A 17,672-nucleotide genomic window follows, 5' to 3' on the forward strand; every position below is an offset into this window, starting at 1 on the left:
AGTGGCGGCATATACCGGGCATATCGATGAGGACGCACCTTTAAAACCGCTGTACGTCATTCATGGCGAGGAAGAGCTGCTGCGTATCGAGGCATTGGATGCATTGAGGGCGGCGGCAAAGAAACAAGGTTACCTCAATCGGGAAGTTTATACGGCAGACAATGCCTTCGATTGGAACGAGCTGCTGCATTCGGCAGGCGGAGCAGGTCTGTTTGCCGACTTGAAACTGTTGGAACTGCATATCCCTAACGGCAAGCCCGGCAAAGCCGGTGGCGAGGCACTGCAAACTTTCGCCGTCCGCCTGCCGGAAGATACGATAACGGTGGTTTTACTGCCGAAACTGGAAAAAAACCAGCTTCAATCCAAATGGTTTGCCGCATTGGCAGCCAAGGGGGAGGTGTGGGAAGCCAAGCCGGTCGGCGCGGCGGCTTTACCGCAATGGATACGCGGCCGATTGGGAAAAATCGGTCTGTTTATCGAAGCCGACGCATTGGCACTGTTTGCGGAACGGGTGGAAGGCAACCTGCTGGCGGCACGTCAGGAAATCGACAAGCTCGGGCTGCTGTATCCGAAAGGGCATACCGTCAATATCGATGAGGCGCAAACCGCCGTTGCCAATGTTGCCCGCTTTGACGTTTTTCAGCTTGCCGGCGCATGGATGAAGGGTGATGTGCCGCGCGTATGCAGGTTGTTGGACGGATTGCAGGAGGAAGGCGAAGAACCGGTACTGTTGCTGTGGGCGGTAGCCGAAGACATCAGGACGCTGATCCGTCTGGCTGCTTCCTTAAAACAGGGGCAGAGTGTCCAATCCGTACGCAACAGTCTCAGACTTTGGGGTGAAAAGCAGACGCTCGCTCCGATTGCGGTTAAACGGATTTCCATCTCCCGCCTGCTTGATGCGCTTAAAACCTGTGCCAAAATCGACAGGATTATCAAAGGTGCAGAAGAGGGCGATTCATGGGCGGCGTTCAGACAACTCGTCATTTCACTGGCAGAATAAAGCGGCAATCCCTAAAATCCGAAAATACTGTAAAATACCGTTAATCCTGAAAAGTATTCACCAATCCGTCTGAAAACATTTCAGACGGCACGACCACCTCAATAAAGGAACATCAACCCTATGGACAATAAGACCAAACTGCGCTTGGGCGGCCTGATTTTACTGACTACCGCCGTTTTAAGCCTCATTATCGTATTGATTGTCGATTCCTGGCCGCTTGCCATCCTGCTTGCCGCCATCATCGTCGCTGCCGCCGCGGGCGGTTTTGTTTGGACCAGCCGCCGTCAGCAGCGTCTGTTTATCGAACGTCTGAAAAAATTCGACATTGATCCGGAAAAAGGCAAAGTCAATGAGGCCAACCTGCGCCGTATGTATCATAGCGGCGGACAATACCAGAAGGATGCCGTTACTTTAATCTGCCTGTCGCAAAAATGTTCGGTTGACGAGGCGCATGCCATGTTCAAAAAACGTCCGTCCCGTCAGGAAATCAACCAAATGGCGGCAAAACAGTCGCGCGGTCAGAAACGTCCGCACCGTTAACCGCCCTAGGCATATCTGCATGAATGCCGTCTGAAACCCGCCGGTGTTTCAGACGGCATATCCCGACTGAAAAGATGATGACACTGAAAACCGCCCCGCTCAAACGCCGCTTTGCCGCCATGCTGTATGAGATGCTGCTGGTCGGTGCGGCAACCTGTCTGGCAGCATTGCTTGCCGGTATTGCCGCCATTTTTCTGAATCCCGTTTCTATCGCGTTTTCTGCATTGGTAACAAGTATCCTGATAATGGGATCATGGTGGCTTTATTTCCGTGCCAACTGGCACGGGCAGGGACAGACCTTGGCGATGAGGACATGGAAGATAGGCTTGTGCGATATTAACGGTATGCAGCCGTCTCTGCACTTGCTCCGCCTGCGTTTTATTTGGGCATGCATATTTATCGTATTCATCCCTATGTTAGCCTATGCCGGATTACGCCACCTGCTCGGTATTTCACCCAAGGATGCATTCGGTGCGGCATTGATTTGGCTGATTTTACCGTGGGGGTTCGCACTGCTGAATCCAGACCGGCAGTTTCTGTATGATTTTCTTGCAGGAACAAGATTGGTGGAGGTTAAAGGAAAGTCTTAAGCCTTTATACCGCAAAGGTTTCAAACTGAAAAAATGCCGTCTGAAAGGGCTTTCAGACGGCATTTGGTTATTGGGGAAACCGATTATTCGATATTTTGCACTTGTTCCCGCATCTGCTCGATTAAGACTTTCAGTTCGACAGAGGCTCGGGTGCATTCGGTAGCAATAGATTTGCTGCCCAAGGTATTGGCCTCACGGTTTAATTCCTGCATCAGGAAATCCAAGCGTTTTCCGCTGCTGCCTTTGTGTTCGGTAACGATGCGGCGTACTTCGTCGATATGCGTGTGCAGGCGGCTGAATTCTTCGTCGATGTCGGATTTTTGAATAAAGAGGGCAAATTCCTGTTGCAGCCTGTCATTATTGATGTCGCCGACTGCTTCGACGAGGCGCGAGCGGATTTTTTCTTTATGTGTTTCCAGCAGGGTAGGAAAGAGTTCGCTTAATGCATCTATGATTTCTTCCATGTTTTCAAGGCGTTGTAACAGGTGCTCGCCTAATTTCTTACCTTCCCGCTTGCGTGCGGCAGTGAAGTCTTTTAACGTTTTTTCGGTCAGTTCGGTAATGCTTTTTGCCAATTCTTCCGTATTTTCCCTTTGGCTTGCCAATACGCCGGGAAAACGTAAAATATCGGCAACCCCCAATTTTGCCAGGTCATGATGTTTACGGAGGGTTTGGTTGATTTCTGCCAGTTGTCCGACCAAGTCGTGATTCAGTTCCAAAGATTGGTTTCTGTTTTCCGTATCTTGAATTTGGATTTTGCATTCGACTTTGCCGCGTGCGATATGGGATGAAATTTTCTCGCGGATACCGCTTTCCAAATGGCGCAAATCATCCGGCATCCTGATTTGAATATCTAGAAAACGGTGGTTGACCGCACGCAGGTCGAGATTGATGCGTTTGCTGCCGCATTCTTCTGCCGTATTGGCAAATCCGGTCATACTGTGGATATGGATGGTTTTGCTCATTTTCTCCTCCGAAGTCCGTTAAAATATAATCAATATATCACATCTGTATGGGACTAAGTGCTTCAGGATGTGAAAAATTAAAGATTTGGTGCGCTATATGGGCACCATGAGCTCTTGTCGCTGCAAGAAAGGGAAGTGTATCAGGCAAAACTTCCAAAATTGGAACAGGCTATGGGTGTCTTTACCAAAATAATTTTGACAAGCCGTTGGTTGAAAGTACTGATTTATACAGACTTGATTGTAGTACAGGCAATTTATCAATTCGACCAATCTTTTTGAGAAACAGTTTATATGGCAGTGTCTGATTCATGTTGGTTTTTAATTTCGGCAATTGCAACGACGTGGACGTATAAAATCGTATACAGCACGACACACAAGCCTCATCAGGGTTTCTATTATAAAAAACACCCGACAAGCCGACTTGTCGGGTGTTTAATTATGCCTATTTCAAACCGCTTCGGCTTCTTCGGCAAGAAAACCACGCAGTTTCTGCATAGCTTTCGCTTCAATCTGGCGGATGCGCTCGGCAGAGACTCCGTATTCTGCAGCAAGCTGGTGCAGCGTCAGACCGCCGTCATCTTGAAGCCAGCGGCTTTCTACAATACGGCGGCTCCTGTCATCCAGTTGCGCCAAAGCGTTTTGCAGACCTTCTGTTTGCAGCGCGTAATGCGCCTGTTTCGACAGTTGGCGGCTCGGTTCGGAATCGTGGTCGGCAAGCCAGTCGATGGGGGCGAAGCTGTCTTCGTCATCGCTGTTGTCCGCCATGATGGCGATGTCGTGTCCGGTCATGCGCTGTTCCATTTCCAGTACTTCGGAAAGTTTGACACCCAAATCATCGGCGATTTCCTGTGCTTCTTTAGGAGACAGGGCATTAAGGTTTTTACGCATGCTGCGCAGGTTGAAAAACAGCTTGCGTTGCGGCTTGGTGGTGGCAACGCGGACAAGGCGCCAGTTCCTCAGGATGAATTCGTGAATTTCCGCTTTAATCCAATGCACGGCAAATGAAAACAGGCGTGCACCTCGACCTGGCTCGTAGCGTTTGACCGCCTTCATCAGACCGATATTTCCTTCTTGAATCAGGTCGGCCTGATTCAGTCCGTAGCCGTCATAGCCACGTGCGATGGAAACGACCACACGAAGGTGGGACAGGATAAGTTGTTTGGCAGCATTGAGGTCACCTTTGCGTTGGCGTTCTGCAAGGTGCGTTTCTTCGTCCAAGGTCAGCATGGGGATGCTGTTGACGGTGTGGATATATTGTTCGAGGCTGCCGTTGCCGCTTTGAATGGCAGGTAATGCAAAAGCGTTATTCATTTGAGGCATTTCCTTTCGGCTGGAACCGCGGGTTTGCGGTTGGGTGTTCGGATACAGTATATCACTGCTTGGATTGTGTTTTGTACGTTTGATAAAAGATATGCGGTAGGGGTTGATAAATAGGGAAATTTTATATCTGATTTTGATTGATTTTTTAAACCTGATATTTTAGGTCGATTTGGATATTATATTACATTCGGTTCTGTATGTAAACAGTATCATGGAAAAGACTGTCCGCTTTGGCGGACAGTTCCGGCATTAGGATTTTTTGTTGCGGAATATGAAAAGTATCAGTGTGATAAGGGTCAATATTCCTATCAACGGCCATGAGCTGCCGGCTTTCATATAGGGCGTTTCACCGGTATAGCCTTTAATGTGTCCTTCCAATATGGTTTCGGTATCGGGTTGTGCTTGGGCAATGATATTGCCTTTGGGTGAGATGATTGCAGTCGCTCCGGTGTTGGTTGCGCGAACCATATAACGGCCGAGTTCCATGGCGCGTGCCTGGGACTGCTGTAGTTGTTGGTACATGGCGTTGGATTTTCCATACCATGCCATGTTGCTGATGTTGGCAAGCAGGGTGGAATCTTTTGCAGTAGTAATCAGTTCGTCGCCGAAACCGTCTTCGTAGCAGATGTTGAAGGCGACTTTTTGGTCTTTCATTTGAAGGGTGGGTTGGTTGTCGCCGCCTTTGCGGAAGTCGGAAAGGGGCATGTCCATCATTTTGTAGAGTGGCGTGGTCAGAAAGGGTAGAGGTTTGTATTCTCCAAAGGGGACAAGGTGGTTTTTGGCATAATAGGGTATGCCGTTCGGATTGTTTTCTTGATAGCCGGTCAGGTTGATGACGGCATTTTCGTAGCCGCTGCCGTCTGAAGTGTATTGGCTGATGCCTACGGCGAGTGCGCTGCCGTTGTTTTGTGCCTGTTCGGCAAATTGTGCCAGTATGTTTTCCGGCAGGTTCTGACGCATGACGGGAATGGCGGTTTCGGGCATGATGACGATGTCGGCAGTGGTTTTGCCGACTTGTTCGTAATATTTTTGTATGGTCGGGATAACTTGGTCTTCACGCCATTTGAGGGTTTGTACGACATTGCCTTGCAGGAGGGCGACGGTTCGGGTGCTGCCGTCCGGACGGGTAAAGTCGGTTTGCTGCGCGGTATAGCCGACGGTAATTAGGATGGCAATCAGGATAATCGGAAACAGGCGTTTCCGGGGTGGGATGCTGCCGTCGCTTGCCAAAACCAACCATGTGCCGAGGAAGGCGGTTGCCAGTGTAACCATATGGATGCCGCCTAAAGAGGCAAAACCGGCGAGCGGGCTGTCTGAAACGATTTGCGAGTAGCCCAGTGCGCCCCAGCCGAATCCGGTTAGAAGGTGCTCTCGGGCAAACTCGGTCAGTGTCCACAAAACCGGCAATGCCAAGCCGGTTTTTATGCTTCGCGGCAGGGTAAATTTTTTCCATAACCAGAAACAGAGTGCCGGATAGAGGGCAAGGTAGGCGGGGAGCAGGAAGGTCAGCGGTACGGCATAGAGGTTGGGGAGTCCAGAAATGTCGTGGAGGGCGGTGTGTATCCAGTAGAATTGTGTTGAATATGCAGTCAGGGCAAATAGGTAGGCAGATGAAACGGCAAAGCGCGGACGCAGTTCGATGAGTCGGACAAATGCGCCGAAAATCAAGGGCATCAGCCAAAAGTGGTAATAGGGTGCGAAGGTAAAGGGGGTGGCGGCGGCAAAGAGGATGAGCAGGGGCCAGTAGAGGGAGGGGTGTTGCCAGTATTTGTCTAGTTTGGGAAACATGGGTGTCTGTCTGTTTGGAGTGGTGCCGTCCGAGCGTTTTTCAGACGGCATGGTGCATCGGAAAGGAGGTCAGTGTCTGCGGAAACAGTTTATCAGAGGCAGTACGGCGGCACAGGCAAGGGAACCTGCTGCCAGTCCGATCAAAAGGTCGGACAGGTGGGATATCCATCCGCTGTCCCAATGGTGTGTGTGGATGAAGTCATGTAGGAAACCCAGATTGTGGGAAACCAGTCCGCCGCCGACAAGGAACATGGCTATCGTGCCGGCGATGGCCAATCCGCGCATAAACCAAGGCATAAAGGAAATAAGTGTACGTCCTGTCCGGCGCAGAAGGTTTTGCGGCCGCTTCATCAGCAGTATACCTAAGTCGTCAAGTTTGACAATGACGGCAACTAGGCCGTATACGAAAACCGTCATGCCGATGCCTATTGCCGCCATAACCAGCGAACGTGTCAGCAGCCCGTATTGTCCGACCGTACCCAGTGCGATAATGATGATTTCTGCAGAGAGGATAAAGTCGGTACGGATAGCGCCTTTGATTTTTTCCTGTTCGTCCCCGCCTGCGGCTGTTTCTGCTTCAAGATGTACGTTACGGTGGAGGAATTTGTGCAGTAGTTTTTCAACGCCTTCAAAACACAGATAAATACCGCCGATGGTCAGGAGCGGGGTGATTGCCTGTGGTAGGAAGGTGGAAAGCAGCAGCGCGGCAGGAATGAGGATCAGTTTGTTGAACAGTGAGCCTTTTGCCACAGCCCATATGATTGGAAGCTCACGCTCCGAGGATACGCCTGCAACCTGATTGGCATTGAGTGCCAAATCGTCGCCGACCACGCCGACGGTTTTTTTTGCGGCAGTTTTGGTCATAAGCGCGACATCGTCCAGTACGGCGGCGATATCATCCAAAAGCGTAAACAGTGAGGCAAAAGCCATGGTTATTCCGAAATGAAGGTACACATCCCGATATTATATAGGAGAATGGCCGGTGTGAGGTTCGGATGGAATAATGAGGGCTTAAGCAGCCTGGCTGTAATGATGATGGAAGAGGGCGGAATTTTCGGAAAGGGTTGTGAGATATTGAGTTTTTTGAACCCTGATTCTATGGGTTTTAAGGGTGGTTGGTCATTTGGACGGGATATGCAGGCTGCCTTTACCGGGAAGGATACCGTTATTTTCGCGCCGGGTTTAGAGTATGCTGCCTCCTGTTGGTATGATAACGGTTGGTGGTGATTGGGAACCTGATTTTATTATGGCAAATTTTGCCGGCCGGTTTTTATCGGGTGAGATTTTGTGCGGGTGGTCGGCGTATGCGGTTTCCCAGTTTGGGATGGGGTTGGTATGTGTCTGTATTGCTTTTGGACACGCCGCCATCCTGACGGTGGAATGGCAATATTGGTTCTGTCGTTTTGAAAATGCGGTATTGGGATACTTTGGTTTAAATGCCGTCTGAAGTCGGATTGGGGGATTTCAGACGGCATCTTGCTAAGGTTAAGGTTTTTTGTTTTTTGCCTGTTTGACGTCTTTTTCGGTAATCGTGCCGCCACCGTTGTCGAAGGTGTTCATGATGTAGGTGGCGACGGCGGCAATATCGGTATCGCTGATGGCGGTTGCCGGCATAAAGCCATTGTAGGTTTTGCCGTTGACCTTAATGGTGCCGTTGATGCCTTTAACCATACTGTGCAGCAGGACTTGCGGTTTTTTCATAATAAAATCGGAACGGTAAAGCGGAGGAAACATGGCCCCCCGTCCTTCTCCTTTTTTTCCGTGGCAGGCGGCACAATTGGATTCGTAGGTTTTTTGCCCATTTGCCGCCTGGGGGGAATCGGCGGCAGAAACGGTGGTATAGAGTAAGCCCAAAACCAAGGCGGGCAGCAGTCGGATTATGTTCATCGGGTTATCCTTTTGATGGTTGCGTCCAAAGCCATCATACCTGAAAGTGAGGTGAAATGCCGTCTGAAAGATTATTTTCAGACGGCATTTGGATGTGGGTCAAACGACTGTTTCAATACCAGCCACTAAGGTTCTCTTTTGCAAGTCCGGCGAGCGCGCCTATCCAGTCGGGATTGTCATTGAGGCAGGGGATATAGTGGTAGTTTTTACCGCCTGCTTCGTAAAACTGTTCACGCCCCATCAGGGCAATTTCTTCCATAGTTTCCAAGCAGTCGGCCAAAAAACCCGGACAAAATACATCCAGTTCGGTTACGCCTTGTTTGGGCAGTTTGTTAAACAAATCCTGAGTGCTGGGTGTAATCCATTTTGCCCTGCCGAATTGGCTTTGGAAAGACACGACATATTCGTCTTCGGTCAGATTTAGTGCTTGGGCAAGCAGTTTGGCGGTATGGCGGCATTCATCTGGATAGGGATCGCCGAGGTTGAAGTGTTTTTGCGGAATGCCGTGAAAGCTCAGCATCAGTTTCTTGCTGCGGCCGTATTCTGCCCAATATCGGAGGATATGGTTTTTCATTGCATCGATATAGCCCGTGTCGTCATAGAAGCGCGAAACGGTCCGTATGCTCATTTGGTTCCGTTGCAGCAGTAATTGTTCGCATACCTTGTCCACGGCGGCTCCACTGCTTGATGCGGCATATTGCGGATACAGCGGGATAATCAGCAGCCTGCCCACACCCTGTGATTTCAGTTCCGACAATACATCCGCCACCGAAGGGTTACCGTAGGTCATGGCATGACGGACAATCAGGCCGGGCATTTGTTCGGCAAGCGCGGCTGCCTGACGTTCCGTATAAACTTCTAAGGGGGAGCCTTCTTTAAACCAGATTTTTTCATAGGCATGCGCACTTTTCTTAGGACGCAGCGTCAGTATCAGGCCACGCAAGATCGGTTGCCACAACAGCTTCGGCAGTTCCACTACGCGTTGGTCGGATAAAAAGTCGCGCAGGTAAGGTTTGACGGCTTGCGCGGTCGGAGCATCCGGTGTGCCGAGGTTAAGCAGTAAGACGGCGGTACGGTTTTGGTCGGTGTAGGGAAGGGAGGGTTCTGGCAGGAAGCGGGGCATGGTCTGTTTCTTTGATGTGTATTGATAATATTAGATGTCTCTTTGTGCAAAAGGCCGTCTGAAAAACCGAGGGACAATCAAGATAAATGTTTTCAGACGACCTTGATAAGCATGGTTAAATCTCAATCCACGCCTCGTGCGCGGTTTTCATGGAATTGAGCCTGCCAATCGGCAAATTTGCCTTGTTCGATGGCTTCGCGCATTTCTGCCATGATGACTTGGTAGAAGTGCAGATTGTGGATGGTGTTGAGCTGTGCGCCCAAGATTTCTCCGACGCGGTGCAGATGGTGAAGGTAGGAGCGGCTGAAGTTCTGACAGGCGTAGCAGGTGCAGCTTTCGTCTATTGGGCGTTTGTCTAGCTTGTGTTTGGCGTTTTTGATTTTCAAATCTCCGAAACGGGTGAACAGCCATCCGTTACGCGCATTTCGGGTGGGCATGACGCAGTCGAACATGTCCACACCGTGTGCCACGCCGTACACCAAGTCTTCAGGCGTACCGACGCCCATCAAGTAATGTGGTTTGTGTTCCGGCAGGATAGGGCCGACAGCGCGCAACATGCGGTACATTTCGGGCTTGGGTTCGCCAACGGACAAGCCGCCGATGGCCAAGCCGGGGAAGTCGAGTTCTTCCAAACCTTTCAGCGATTCTTCACGCAAATCTTCATACATCGCGCCTTGTACAATGCCAAACAGCGCATTCGGGTTTTTCAGGCCTTCAAAAGCCTTTTTGCTTCGTTCCGCCCAGCGCAGGCTCATTTGCAGCGATTTTTGCGCTTGGCTGTGCGTTGCTTCGCCCGGGGTGCACTCGTCCAGTTGCATCACGATGTCGGAATTCAATACGGTTTGGATTTTCATCGACACTTCGGGCGAGAGGAACAGTTTGTCGCCGTTGATCGGGCTTTGGAATGTACAGCCTTCTTCGGTCAGCTTGCGCATGTCGGACAACGAAAATACTTGGAAACCACCCGAGTCGGTTAAAATCGGTTTATCCCAACCGATAAATTCGTGCAGACCACCGAATTGTTCGATGACTTCCAAGCCCGGGCGCAGCCACAGATGGTAAGTGTTGCCTAATATGATTCGCGCTTTGATGTCATGCAGATTTTGCGGGTTCATCGCTTTAACCGAACCATAAGTGCCGACCGGCATAAATACCGGCGTTTCGATTTTGCCGTGGTTCAGTTCCAAAGTGCCGCGGCGGGCATGACCGTCTTTTTTGTGTAAGGTAAATTTGAGCATAAGATTTAATGTAAGTCGGGCGGCTGTGTGTAAAAATATATTTTAAAGAGCTGCATTATAAATGATTTTTTACGGTTTTTTTATAAGACTCCCTAAATTGTGCAGGTTGCGGCAATGAAGAAACATACATGCCTCTTGCAAAAGACGGAATGAATCGTTACAATGCAAGAATTATTTGAAGGCACGTAGCTCAGTTGGTTAGAGCACCACCTTGACATGGTGGGGGTCGTTGGTTCGAATCCAATCGTGCCTACCAAATTTCCCAAACGGCATTTATGCCGTTATTTTTTAATGTTTTGGAGCCTTTTAATGTTGAACATTACCTTGCCGGACGGTTCGGTCCGCCAGTACGAATCACCCGTTACTGTAGCGCAAATTGCCGCATCTATCGGAGCTGGTCTGGCAAAGGCGACAGTGGCAGGTAAGGTAAACGGCAAATTGGTCGATGCGTGTGATCCGATTGCCGAAGATGCTCATGTTCAAATCATTACGCCTAAAGACAAAGAAGGCGTGGAAATTATCCGCCACTCCTGCGCGCACTTGGTCGGTCATGCGGTCAAGCAGCTTTATCCTGATGCCAAAATGGTTATCGGCCCGGTCATTGAAGACGGGTTCTATTATGATATCGCAACTGAAAAACCATTTACGCCTGATGATGTAGCCGCCATCGAAGCGCGCATGAAAGAGTTGATTGCACAAGACTATGATGTTATTAAAGTGATGACGCCCCGTGCAGAAACCATCAAAATTTTCCAAGATCGCGGCGAAGAGTACAAATTGCGTCTGATTGAAGACATGCCTGAAGTGGAAGCAATGGGTATGTATCATCATCAAGAATACGTCGATATGTGCCGCGGCCCTCACGTTCCCAATACCCGTTTCTTGAAAAACTTTAAGCTGACGAAACTGGCAGGCGCATACTGGCGCGGCGACAGCAATAATGAAATGTTGCAACGTATTTACGGTACGGCTTGGGCAAGTAAAGACGAATTGAAAGCCTATATCCAACGCATCGAGGAAGCAGAAAAACGCGACCACCGTAAGCTGGGTAAACAATTGGATTTGTTCCACCTGCAAGATGAAGCGCCGGGCATGGTGTTCTGGCATCCTAAAGGCTGGGCTTTGTGGCAAGTAATTGAGCAGCATATGCGCAAAGAGCTGAATGCTGCCGGTTATAAAGAGGTGAAAACGCCTCAGATTATGGATAAAACCTTCTGGGAAAAATCCGGCCACTGGGAAAACTATAAAGACAATATGTTCGTGACCAGTTCAGAAAAACGCGAATACGCGGTTAAACCGATGAACTGTCCGGGTCATGTGCAAATTTTCAATAACGGCTTGCGCTCATATCGCGATTTGCCAATGCGTTTGGCCGAGTTCGGTTCTTGCCACCGCAATGAACCAAGCGGTGCATTGCATGGTCTGATGCGTGTTCGCGGTTTTGTGCAAGATGATGCGCATATCTTCTGTACCGAAGATCAAATCGTTGATGAAGCACGTGCATTCAATGAATTGCTGGTTCGTATTTACAAACAATTCGGCTTCCATGATGTTGCTGTGAAGTTGTCCCTCCGCCCTGAGCAACGCGCAGGTTCTGACGAAGTTTGGGATAAAGCCGAACAAGGTTTGCGTGATGCATTGACCGCTTGCGGCGTAGAGTGGGAAGAATTGCCTGGCGAAGGCGCATTCTATGGTCCTAAGATTGAATATCATGTCAAAGATGCCTTGGGCCGCTCTTGGCAGTGTGGTACCCTGCAGTTGGACTTCGTATTGCCGGAGCGTTTGAATGCCGAATATGTAACAGAAAACAACGATCGTGCGCGTCCTGTAATGTTGCACCGTGCTATTTTGGGCTCTTTGGAGCGCTTCATCGGTATTCTGATTGAAAACCATGCAGGCTCATTCCCATTGTGGCTTGCGCCGGTTCAAATGGTGATTATGAATATTACCGAGAACCAAGCGGATTATTGTCGTGAAGTGGCTGCTAAATTGCAGGCGGCAGGCTTCCGTGTCGAATTGGATTTGCGTAACGAAAAAATCGGTTACAAAATCCGTGACAATAGCCAATACCGTTTCCCTTATCAAATCGTTGTCGGCGATAAAGAGAAACAAGAAAACAAAGTTGCGGTACGCCGCAAAGCAGAAGACTTGGGTTCTTTGAATGTAGATGATTTTATTGCACAATTGCAGCAAGAAATCACTGACGCCCTCGTCAATCATTAATTTTTATAGGAGTATTCATCATCGCTCAAGAACGCGAAGCACGAATCAATGGTGAAATTACCGCCAAAGAAGTGCGATTAATCAGTGAGTCAGGCGATCAGCTTGGTGTCGTTTCAGTTCGTGAAGCTCTGGCTATGGCCGAAGAGCAAGATGTCGATTTGGTAGAAATTTCCCCGACTGCCAAGCCGCCCGTATGCAAACTGATGGATTACGGTAAATACAAATACCAGCAAGCCAAGAAGCGCGACGAGGCCAAGAAAAACCAAAAGCAGGTACAAATCAAGGAAATTAAATTCCGTCCGGGTACTGATGAAGGCGATTATCAAATCAAGATGCGCAACATCAACCGCTTCCTTGCCGATGGTGACAAAGTTAAAGTGACATTGCGTTTCCGCGGTCGTGAGATGGCCCACCAACAATTGGGCGCCCAACTGCTTGAACGCGTAAAAGAAGAGTTGGCTGAAGTGGCACAAATCGAGTCCTTCCCTAAAATGGAAGGCCGCCAAATGGTGATGATGATTGCGCCTAAGAAAAAATAAAGCTATAATGCAAGGATTATTTCGATTGCCGCTCGGAATAAGGTTTAATTAGCGGCAAAAACCGTGGTATTTTGGGTTCCAAGTGTTTGAAATTTATTTCAAAACCCCTTATACCTTATCTAATAACGAATGGAGTTTTCCAATGCCTAAAATGAAAACCAAGTCTAGCGCGAAAAAACGCTTTAAAGTACTGGGTAACGGTGGTGTAAAACGCGGTCATGCGTTCAAAAGTCACATCCTGACCAAAAAAACCACTAAAACTAAACGTCAATTGCGCGGCACCGCTATGGTGGATTCACGTGATTTGGCTTCTGTTGCTAAAATGTTGCCCTACGCTTAAGGAGTTTAGAATATGCCACGCGTAAAACGCGGTGTTACCGCTCGTGCTCGTCACCAAAAAGTCTTCGCGTTAGCCAAAGGCTACCGCGGTCGTCGTAAAAACGTTTACCGTGTTGCCAAACAAGCGGTAATGAAAGCCGGTCAATACGCATACCGTGACCGTCGCCAACGCAAACGTCAATTCCGTCAACTGTGGATCGTTCGTATCAACGCAGGTGCTCGTGAAAATGGTCTGTCTTACAGCAAATTCATGAACGGCCTGAAACGCGCTGCTATCGAAATCGACCGCAAAGTGTTGGCTGATTTGGCTGTATTCGACAAAGCTGCATTTGCACAATTGGTTGAAAAAGCTAAAGCCGCTTTGGCTGCTTAATTCGATAAGATTATTTAAAAAGGAAGCTTGTGCTTCCTTTTTTCTTTTCTTAAAGAAATCCTATGTAGTTGATTTTCTTTCTTTAAACTCTATTTTTTTATACTAATTTGCGATAAAATAGGCCTATCTTATCAAACGGATTGGCCGCAGTAAGACAAAAGGCCGTCTGAACGGGTTTGCAATTAAATCCAACAGACGGCTTTGTTGTTTCAGACGGCCTGCCATCAACAAACAGACGATAAACCACCATGGAAAATGTAAACCGTATCGTTGCAGAAGGTATTGCCGCTATTGAAGCCGCGCAAGACTTCAATGCCTTAGAACAAATTAAAGCACGCTATCTTGGTAAAACCGGCGAATTGACCGGACTTTTGAAAACTTTGGGTCAAATGTCTCCTGAAGAGCGTAAAACCATAGGCGCGCACATCAACGAATGCAAAAATCAGTTTCAGACGGCCTTTAATGCCAAACGCGATGCCCTGAATGAAGCCAAGCTGCAAGCCCAATTGGCTGCAGAAGCCTTGGATATTACTTTGCCGGGCCGTGCTCAAGAACATGGTGGTTTGCATCCAGTTACTTTGACTTTGCAACGTGTGGTTGAGCTGTTTCACGGTATGGGTTTTGAAGTGGCGGACGGCCCTGAAATCGAAGACGATTTCCATAATTTCCAAGCCTTGAATATTCCTGCAAATCACCCAGCGCGTGCGATGCAAGATACTTTCTATGTTGAAAATGGTGACGTTTTGCGCACACACACTTCGCCTATTCAAATCCGCTATATGCTCGACAAAAAAGAGCCGCCTATCCGCATTATTGCTCCCGGCCGCGTTTACCGTGTGGACAGTGATGCCACTCACTCGCCTATGTTCCATCAAGCCGAAGGTTTGTGGGTAGAAGAGGGCGTAACTTTTGCCGACTTAAAAGCAGTGTTCACTGACTTTATCCGTCGCTTCTTCGAACGCGATGACCTGCAAGTGCGTTTCCGTCCGTCTTTCTTCCCGTTTACTGAGCCTTCTGCCGAAATCGACATTATGGGTGAAAACGGTAAATGGTTGGAAGTAGGTGGTTGCGGTATGGTACATCCTAATGTGTTGAAAAATGTGAATATTGATCCTGAGAAATATACCGGTTTCGCTTTCGGTATCGGTCTCGACCGCTTTGCCATGTTGCGCTACAACGTCAATGACCTGCGCTTGTTCTTCGATAATGATTTGAACTTTTTGAAGCAGTTTAAATAAATTTCAGATGGTCTTTTGATAGGCCGTCTGAAAAGTGAATAGATATTACTGATTTCGTCTGATAAAAATTTGTTTCAGACGGCCTGATAGTAGAGAAAATAATATGCAATTTCCTTATTCATGGCTGAAAACTCAAGCCAATCCTGATCTTTCTGCCGATAAACTGGAACATCTTTTGACCATGGCCGGTTTGGAAGTGGAAGAAATCGATACTGCTGCCCCTGCTTTCAGTGGCGTGGTTGTTGCCGAAGTAAAATCCGTTGAAAAACATCCTGATGCAGACCGTTTGAACGTTACCCAAGTTAATGCCGGTACGGGCGAGTTGGTTCAGATTGTTTGTGGTGCGCCAAATGTCAAGCCGGGCATTAAAGTGCCGTGTTCGTTGCCGGGTGCCGTTTTGCCGGGCAATTTCAAAATTAAGCCAACTAAAATGCGCGGCGTACCATCAAACGGTATGTTGTGTTCGACCAATGAACTGGGCTTGCCTGATGATGGTGTAGACGGTCTGCACATTCTGCCTGAAGATGCGCCTGTCGGTGCCAATATCCGCGAATACTTGGATTTGGACGATACGCTGTTTACGTTGAAAATTACGCCTAACCGCGCTGATTGCTTGAGTGTTAAGGGTATCGCGCGTGAGGTTTCTGCGTTGACTCAATGTGCGTTTACGCCTGTTGAAATTCAGACGGCCTCTATCGGCAGTGAGAAAAAACAGACTGTCCGTATTGATGCACCGGCCGACTGCGGCCGTTTTATCAGCCGCGTTATTGAAAATGTTAATGCGAAAGCGGCTACTCCCGATTGGATGAAACAACGTTTGGAACGCAGCGGTATCCGCAGCATTTCCGCATTAGTGGACATCGGCAACTATGTGATGCTGGAAATTGGTCAGCCTATGCATGTTTTCGATGCTGACAAGCTGTCAGGCAGTTTGATTGTCCGCCGTGCTCAAAATGGCGAGACTTTGGCGTGTCTGAACGAGAAGACGGTTACTTTGGCTGACAATACACTGGTGGTCGCTGATGAAAAAGGTGCGTTGAGCTTGGCCGGCTTGATGGGCGGCGAGGCAAGCGCGGTTTCAGGCGACACGCAAAATATCGTACTGGAAGCTGCTTGGTTTGCTCCGGAGATTATTGCCGGTAAATCCCGTCAATACGGTTTTGGTTCGGATTCTTCTTTCCGTTTTGAGCGTGGTGTGGATTACCGCTTGCAAGCTGATGCCATTGAGCGTGCTACCGAATTGGTGTTGCAGATTTGTGGTGGCGCAGCCGGTGAAATGGTTGAAGCACAAGGAAAATTGCCTGAGGCAAAACAGGTCGAATTGCGTTTAGGCCGTCTGAAAACGGTATTGGGCGTTGAAATCCCTGCCGAGCAAGTCGAAATTATCTTGCAACACTTGGGTTTGCAGCCTGAGAAAACTGCAGAAGGCTTCCGTGTTACTTCTCCTAGCTTCCGTTTCGATATCGAAATCGAAGCCGATTTGATTGAAGAAATCGGCCGCGTTTACGGTTATGAAAATATTCCCGACGACTATACTTCAGGCCGTCTGAAAATGTTGGCTTTGCCTGAAACCAAACGCCCGCGTTTTGCGGTTTATAACGAAATGGCGGCACGCGGTTACCGCGAAGTGGTCAGCTATGCGTTTGTGGATGAGCAATGGGAGCAAGACTTTGTTGCGAATACCAATCCTATCCGCCTGCAAAATCCGTTGGCGGTGCAGTATGCCGTCATGCGTTCTACGCTTATCGGCGGTTTGGTGGAAGTTTTGCAAAACAATTTGAACCGTAAGCAAAACCGTGTACGCGTATTTGAAATTGCCCGTGTGTTCAGCAAAGATTCGGCTGATCAATGTGTTCAAAACGAACGTATCGGTGGTTTGTGGTATGGCTCCGTGCAGCCTGAGCAATGGGGAGAGAAAACACGCAATGTGGATTTCTACGATATGAAAGCTGATGTTGAGAGTCTTTTGAAAAACAAGGAAGTATCCTTTGTTAAGACCGAACATCCGGCATTACATCCTGGACGTGCCGCCAATATTGTTTCAGATGGCCGGGTAGTTGGTTTTGTTGGCGAATTGCATCCGAAATGGCTGCAAAAATATGATTTGCCGCAAGCACCGCTGGTATTTGAAATCGATATGGATGCGGTATTGGGTCGTGAGAAAACCCGTTATCAGTCCGTATCCAAATTCCAACCTGCACGCCGAGATTTGGCATTTGTAATGCCTGAGGCTGTAACGCATGATGATTTGTTAAATGCCCTGAAAGCGGCGGCAAACAAGCTGGTTCAAGAAATCAGCGTGTTTGACGTTTACCGCGGCACGGGCGTGCCTGAAGGCATGAAAAGCGTTGCCGTTAAAATCATTTTACAAGATATGGAAAATACGCTGACAGATGAAGTCATCGAGCCGGTTATCGGAAAACTGATTGATGCGGCAACAGCAGCAGGAGCGCAACTGCGCGGTTGAGAAATAAATATTCGCTTGAATTTTAAATAGAAATTGGTAATA

General features: G+C 48.7%; 17 protein-coding genes and 1 tRNA gene. 11 read left to right on the forward strand and 7 right to left on the reverse strand.

The genetic code is table 11. The features are described 5' to 3' along the window. Position 1 precedes the first annotated feature (1 nt). From holA to DQM57_RS01830, 3 genes are all read left to right on the forward strand, one after another. Entirely contained in the window at positions 2-1,000 is a 999-nt protein-coding gene (gene holA / locus DQM57_RS01820) for a DNA polymerase III subunit delta (protein ID WP_108043249.1), read from the forward strand. 120 nt (positions 1,001-1,120) lie between these two features. Continuing rightward, the gene (locus DQM57_RS01825) at positions 1,121-1,540 is read left to right on the forward strand and encodes a hypothetical protein (protein ID WP_003675535.1); all 420 of its coding nucleotides are present in this window, start codon (positions 1,121-1,123) and stop codon (positions 1,538-1,540) included. A 74-nt stretch (positions 1,541-1,614) separates the two neighbouring features. Further along, the gene (locus tag DQM57_RS01830) at positions 1,615-2,130 is read left to right on the forward strand and encodes an RDD family protein (RefSeq protein WP_167395583.1); all 516 of its coding nucleotides are present in this window, start codon (positions 1,615-1,617) and stop codon (positions 2,128-2,130) included. An 83-nt stretch (positions 2,131-2,213) separates the two neighbouring features. Here the strand turns inward: DQM57_RS01830 and DQM57_RS01835 are convergent, their stop codons facing one another. The 4 genes from DQM57_RS01835 to DQM57_RS01855 all read right to left on the reverse strand — a co-directional run bounded on the left by DQM57_RS01835 (position 2,214) and on the right by DQM57_RS01855 (position 7,133). Continuing rightward, positions 2,214-3,095 carry a YicC/YloC family endoribonuclease gene (locus tag DQM57_RS01835; protein ID WP_108043247.1) on the reverse strand — a complete coding sequence of 294 codons (882 nt, stop codon included), beginning with the start codon at positions 3,093-3,095 and terminating at the stop codon, positions 2,214-2,216. 447 nt (positions 3,096-3,542) lie between these two features. After that, the gene (gene rpoH / locus DQM57_RS01840; protein WP_039853999.1) at positions 3,543-4,406 is read right to left on the reverse strand and encodes an RNA polymerase sigma factor RpoH; all 864 of its coding nucleotides are present in this window, start codon (positions 4,404-4,406) and stop codon (positions 3,543-3,545) included. 258 nt (positions 4,407-4,664) lie between these two features. Next, positions 4,665-6,203, reverse strand: coding sequence for an apolipoprotein N-acyltransferase (gene lnt / locus DQM57_RS01850; RefSeq protein ID WP_111726520.1), 1,539 nt, complete (start codon positions 6,201-6,203; stop codon positions 4,665-4,667). 69 nt (positions 6,204-6,272) lie between these two features. Further along, positions 6,273-7,133, reverse strand: a complete 861-nt coding sequence (locus tag DQM57_RS01855; RefSeq protein WP_111726522.1) for a DUF808 domain-containing protein — start codon at positions 7,131-7,133, stop codon at positions 6,273-6,275. Between the two features lie 316 nt (positions 7,134-7,449). Here DQM57_RS01855 and DQM57_RS09515 point away from each other — a divergent pair, with 316 nt between their 5' ends. Beyond that, positions 7,450-7,650 (forward strand): hypothetical protein, encoded by a 201-nt coding sequence (locus DQM57_RS09515; RefSeq protein WP_145960422.1) that lies wholly within the window; start codon positions 7,450-7,452, stop codon positions 7,648-7,650. Positions 7,651-7,688: 38 nt separating this feature from the next. Here the strand turns inward: DQM57_RS09515 and DQM57_RS01865 are convergent, their stop codons facing one another. The 3 genes from DQM57_RS01865 to tgt all read right to left on the reverse strand — a co-directional run bounded on the left by DQM57_RS01865 (position 7,689) and on the right by tgt (position 10,451). Further along, positions 7,689-8,090 carry a c-type cytochrome gene (locus DQM57_RS01865; protein ID WP_107996879.1) on the reverse strand — a complete coding sequence of 134 codons (402 nt, stop codon included), beginning with the start codon at positions 8,088-8,090 and terminating at the stop codon, positions 7,689-7,691. A 112-nt stretch (positions 8,091-8,202) separates the two neighbouring features. Continuing rightward, positions 8,203-9,213, reverse strand: a complete 1,011-nt coding sequence (hemH, locus tag DQM57_RS01870; RefSeq protein ID WP_108043243.1) for a ferrochelatase — start codon at positions 9,211-9,213, stop codon at positions 8,203-8,205. A 122-nt stretch (positions 9,214-9,335) separates the two neighbouring features. Beyond that, positions 9,336-10,451, reverse strand: coding sequence for a tRNA guanosine(34) transglycosylase Tgt (gene tgt, locus DQM57_RS01875; RefSeq protein ID WP_111726524.1), 1,116 nt, complete (start codon positions 10,449-10,451; stop codon positions 9,336-9,338). A gap of 179 nt (positions 10,452-10,630) precedes the next feature. Here tgt and DQM57_RS01880 point away from each other — a divergent pair. From DQM57_RS01880 to pheT, 7 genes are all read left to right on the forward strand, one after another. After that, a tRNA-Val gene (locus tag DQM57_RS01880) sits at positions 10,631-10,707 on the forward strand. A 53-nt stretch (positions 10,708-10,760) separates the two neighbouring features. After that, positions 10,761-12,674 carry a threonine--tRNA ligase gene (gene thrS / locus DQM57_RS01885; RefSeq protein ID WP_049329260.1) on the forward strand — a complete coding sequence of 638 codons (1,914 nt, stop codon included), beginning with the start codon at positions 10,761-10,763 and terminating at the stop codon, positions 12,672-12,674. A 17-nt stretch (positions 12,675-12,691) separates the two neighbouring features. Continuing rightward, positions 12,692-13,213 carry a translation initiation factor IF-3 gene (gene infC / locus DQM57_RS01890; RefSeq protein ID WP_079453677.1) on the forward strand — a complete coding sequence of 174 codons (522 nt, stop codon included), beginning with the start codon at positions 12,692-12,694 and terminating at the stop codon, positions 13,211-13,213. 142 nt (positions 13,214-13,355) lie between these two features. Further along, on the forward strand, positions 13,356-13,553 hold the full coding sequence (rpmI, locus tag DQM57_RS01895) for a 50S ribosomal protein L35 (RefSeq protein ID WP_003675505.1): 198 nt from the start codon (positions 13,356-13,358) through the stop codon (positions 13,551-13,553). Positions 13,554-13,565: 12 nt separating this feature from the next. Further along, positions 13,566-13,925 carry a 50S ribosomal protein L20 gene (rplT, locus tag DQM57_RS01900; protein ID WP_003675502.1) on the forward strand — a complete coding sequence of 120 codons (360 nt, stop codon included), beginning with the start codon at positions 13,566-13,568 and terminating at the stop codon, positions 13,923-13,925. Positions 13,926-14,173: 248 nt separating this feature from the next. Beyond that, positions 14,174-15,163 carry a phenylalanine--tRNA ligase subunit alpha gene (gene pheS / locus DQM57_RS01905; RefSeq protein WP_003683075.1) on the forward strand — a complete coding sequence of 330 codons (990 nt, stop codon included), beginning with the start codon at positions 14,174-14,176 and terminating at the stop codon, positions 15,161-15,163. Positions 15,164-15,266: 103 nt separating this feature from the next. Next, entirely contained in the window at positions 15,267-17,630 is a 2,364-nt protein-coding gene (pheT, locus tag DQM57_RS01910; RefSeq protein ID WP_111726526.1) for a phenylalanine--tRNA ligase subunit beta, read from the forward strand. The last annotated feature ends 42 nt before the right edge of the window (positions 17,631-17,672 follow it).

Origin of the sequence: Neisseria cinerea, assembly GCF_900475315.1 — a bacterium.
Lineage (GTDB): Bacteria > Pseudomonadota > Gammaproteobacteria > Burkholderiales > Neisseriaceae > Neisseria > Neisseria cinerea.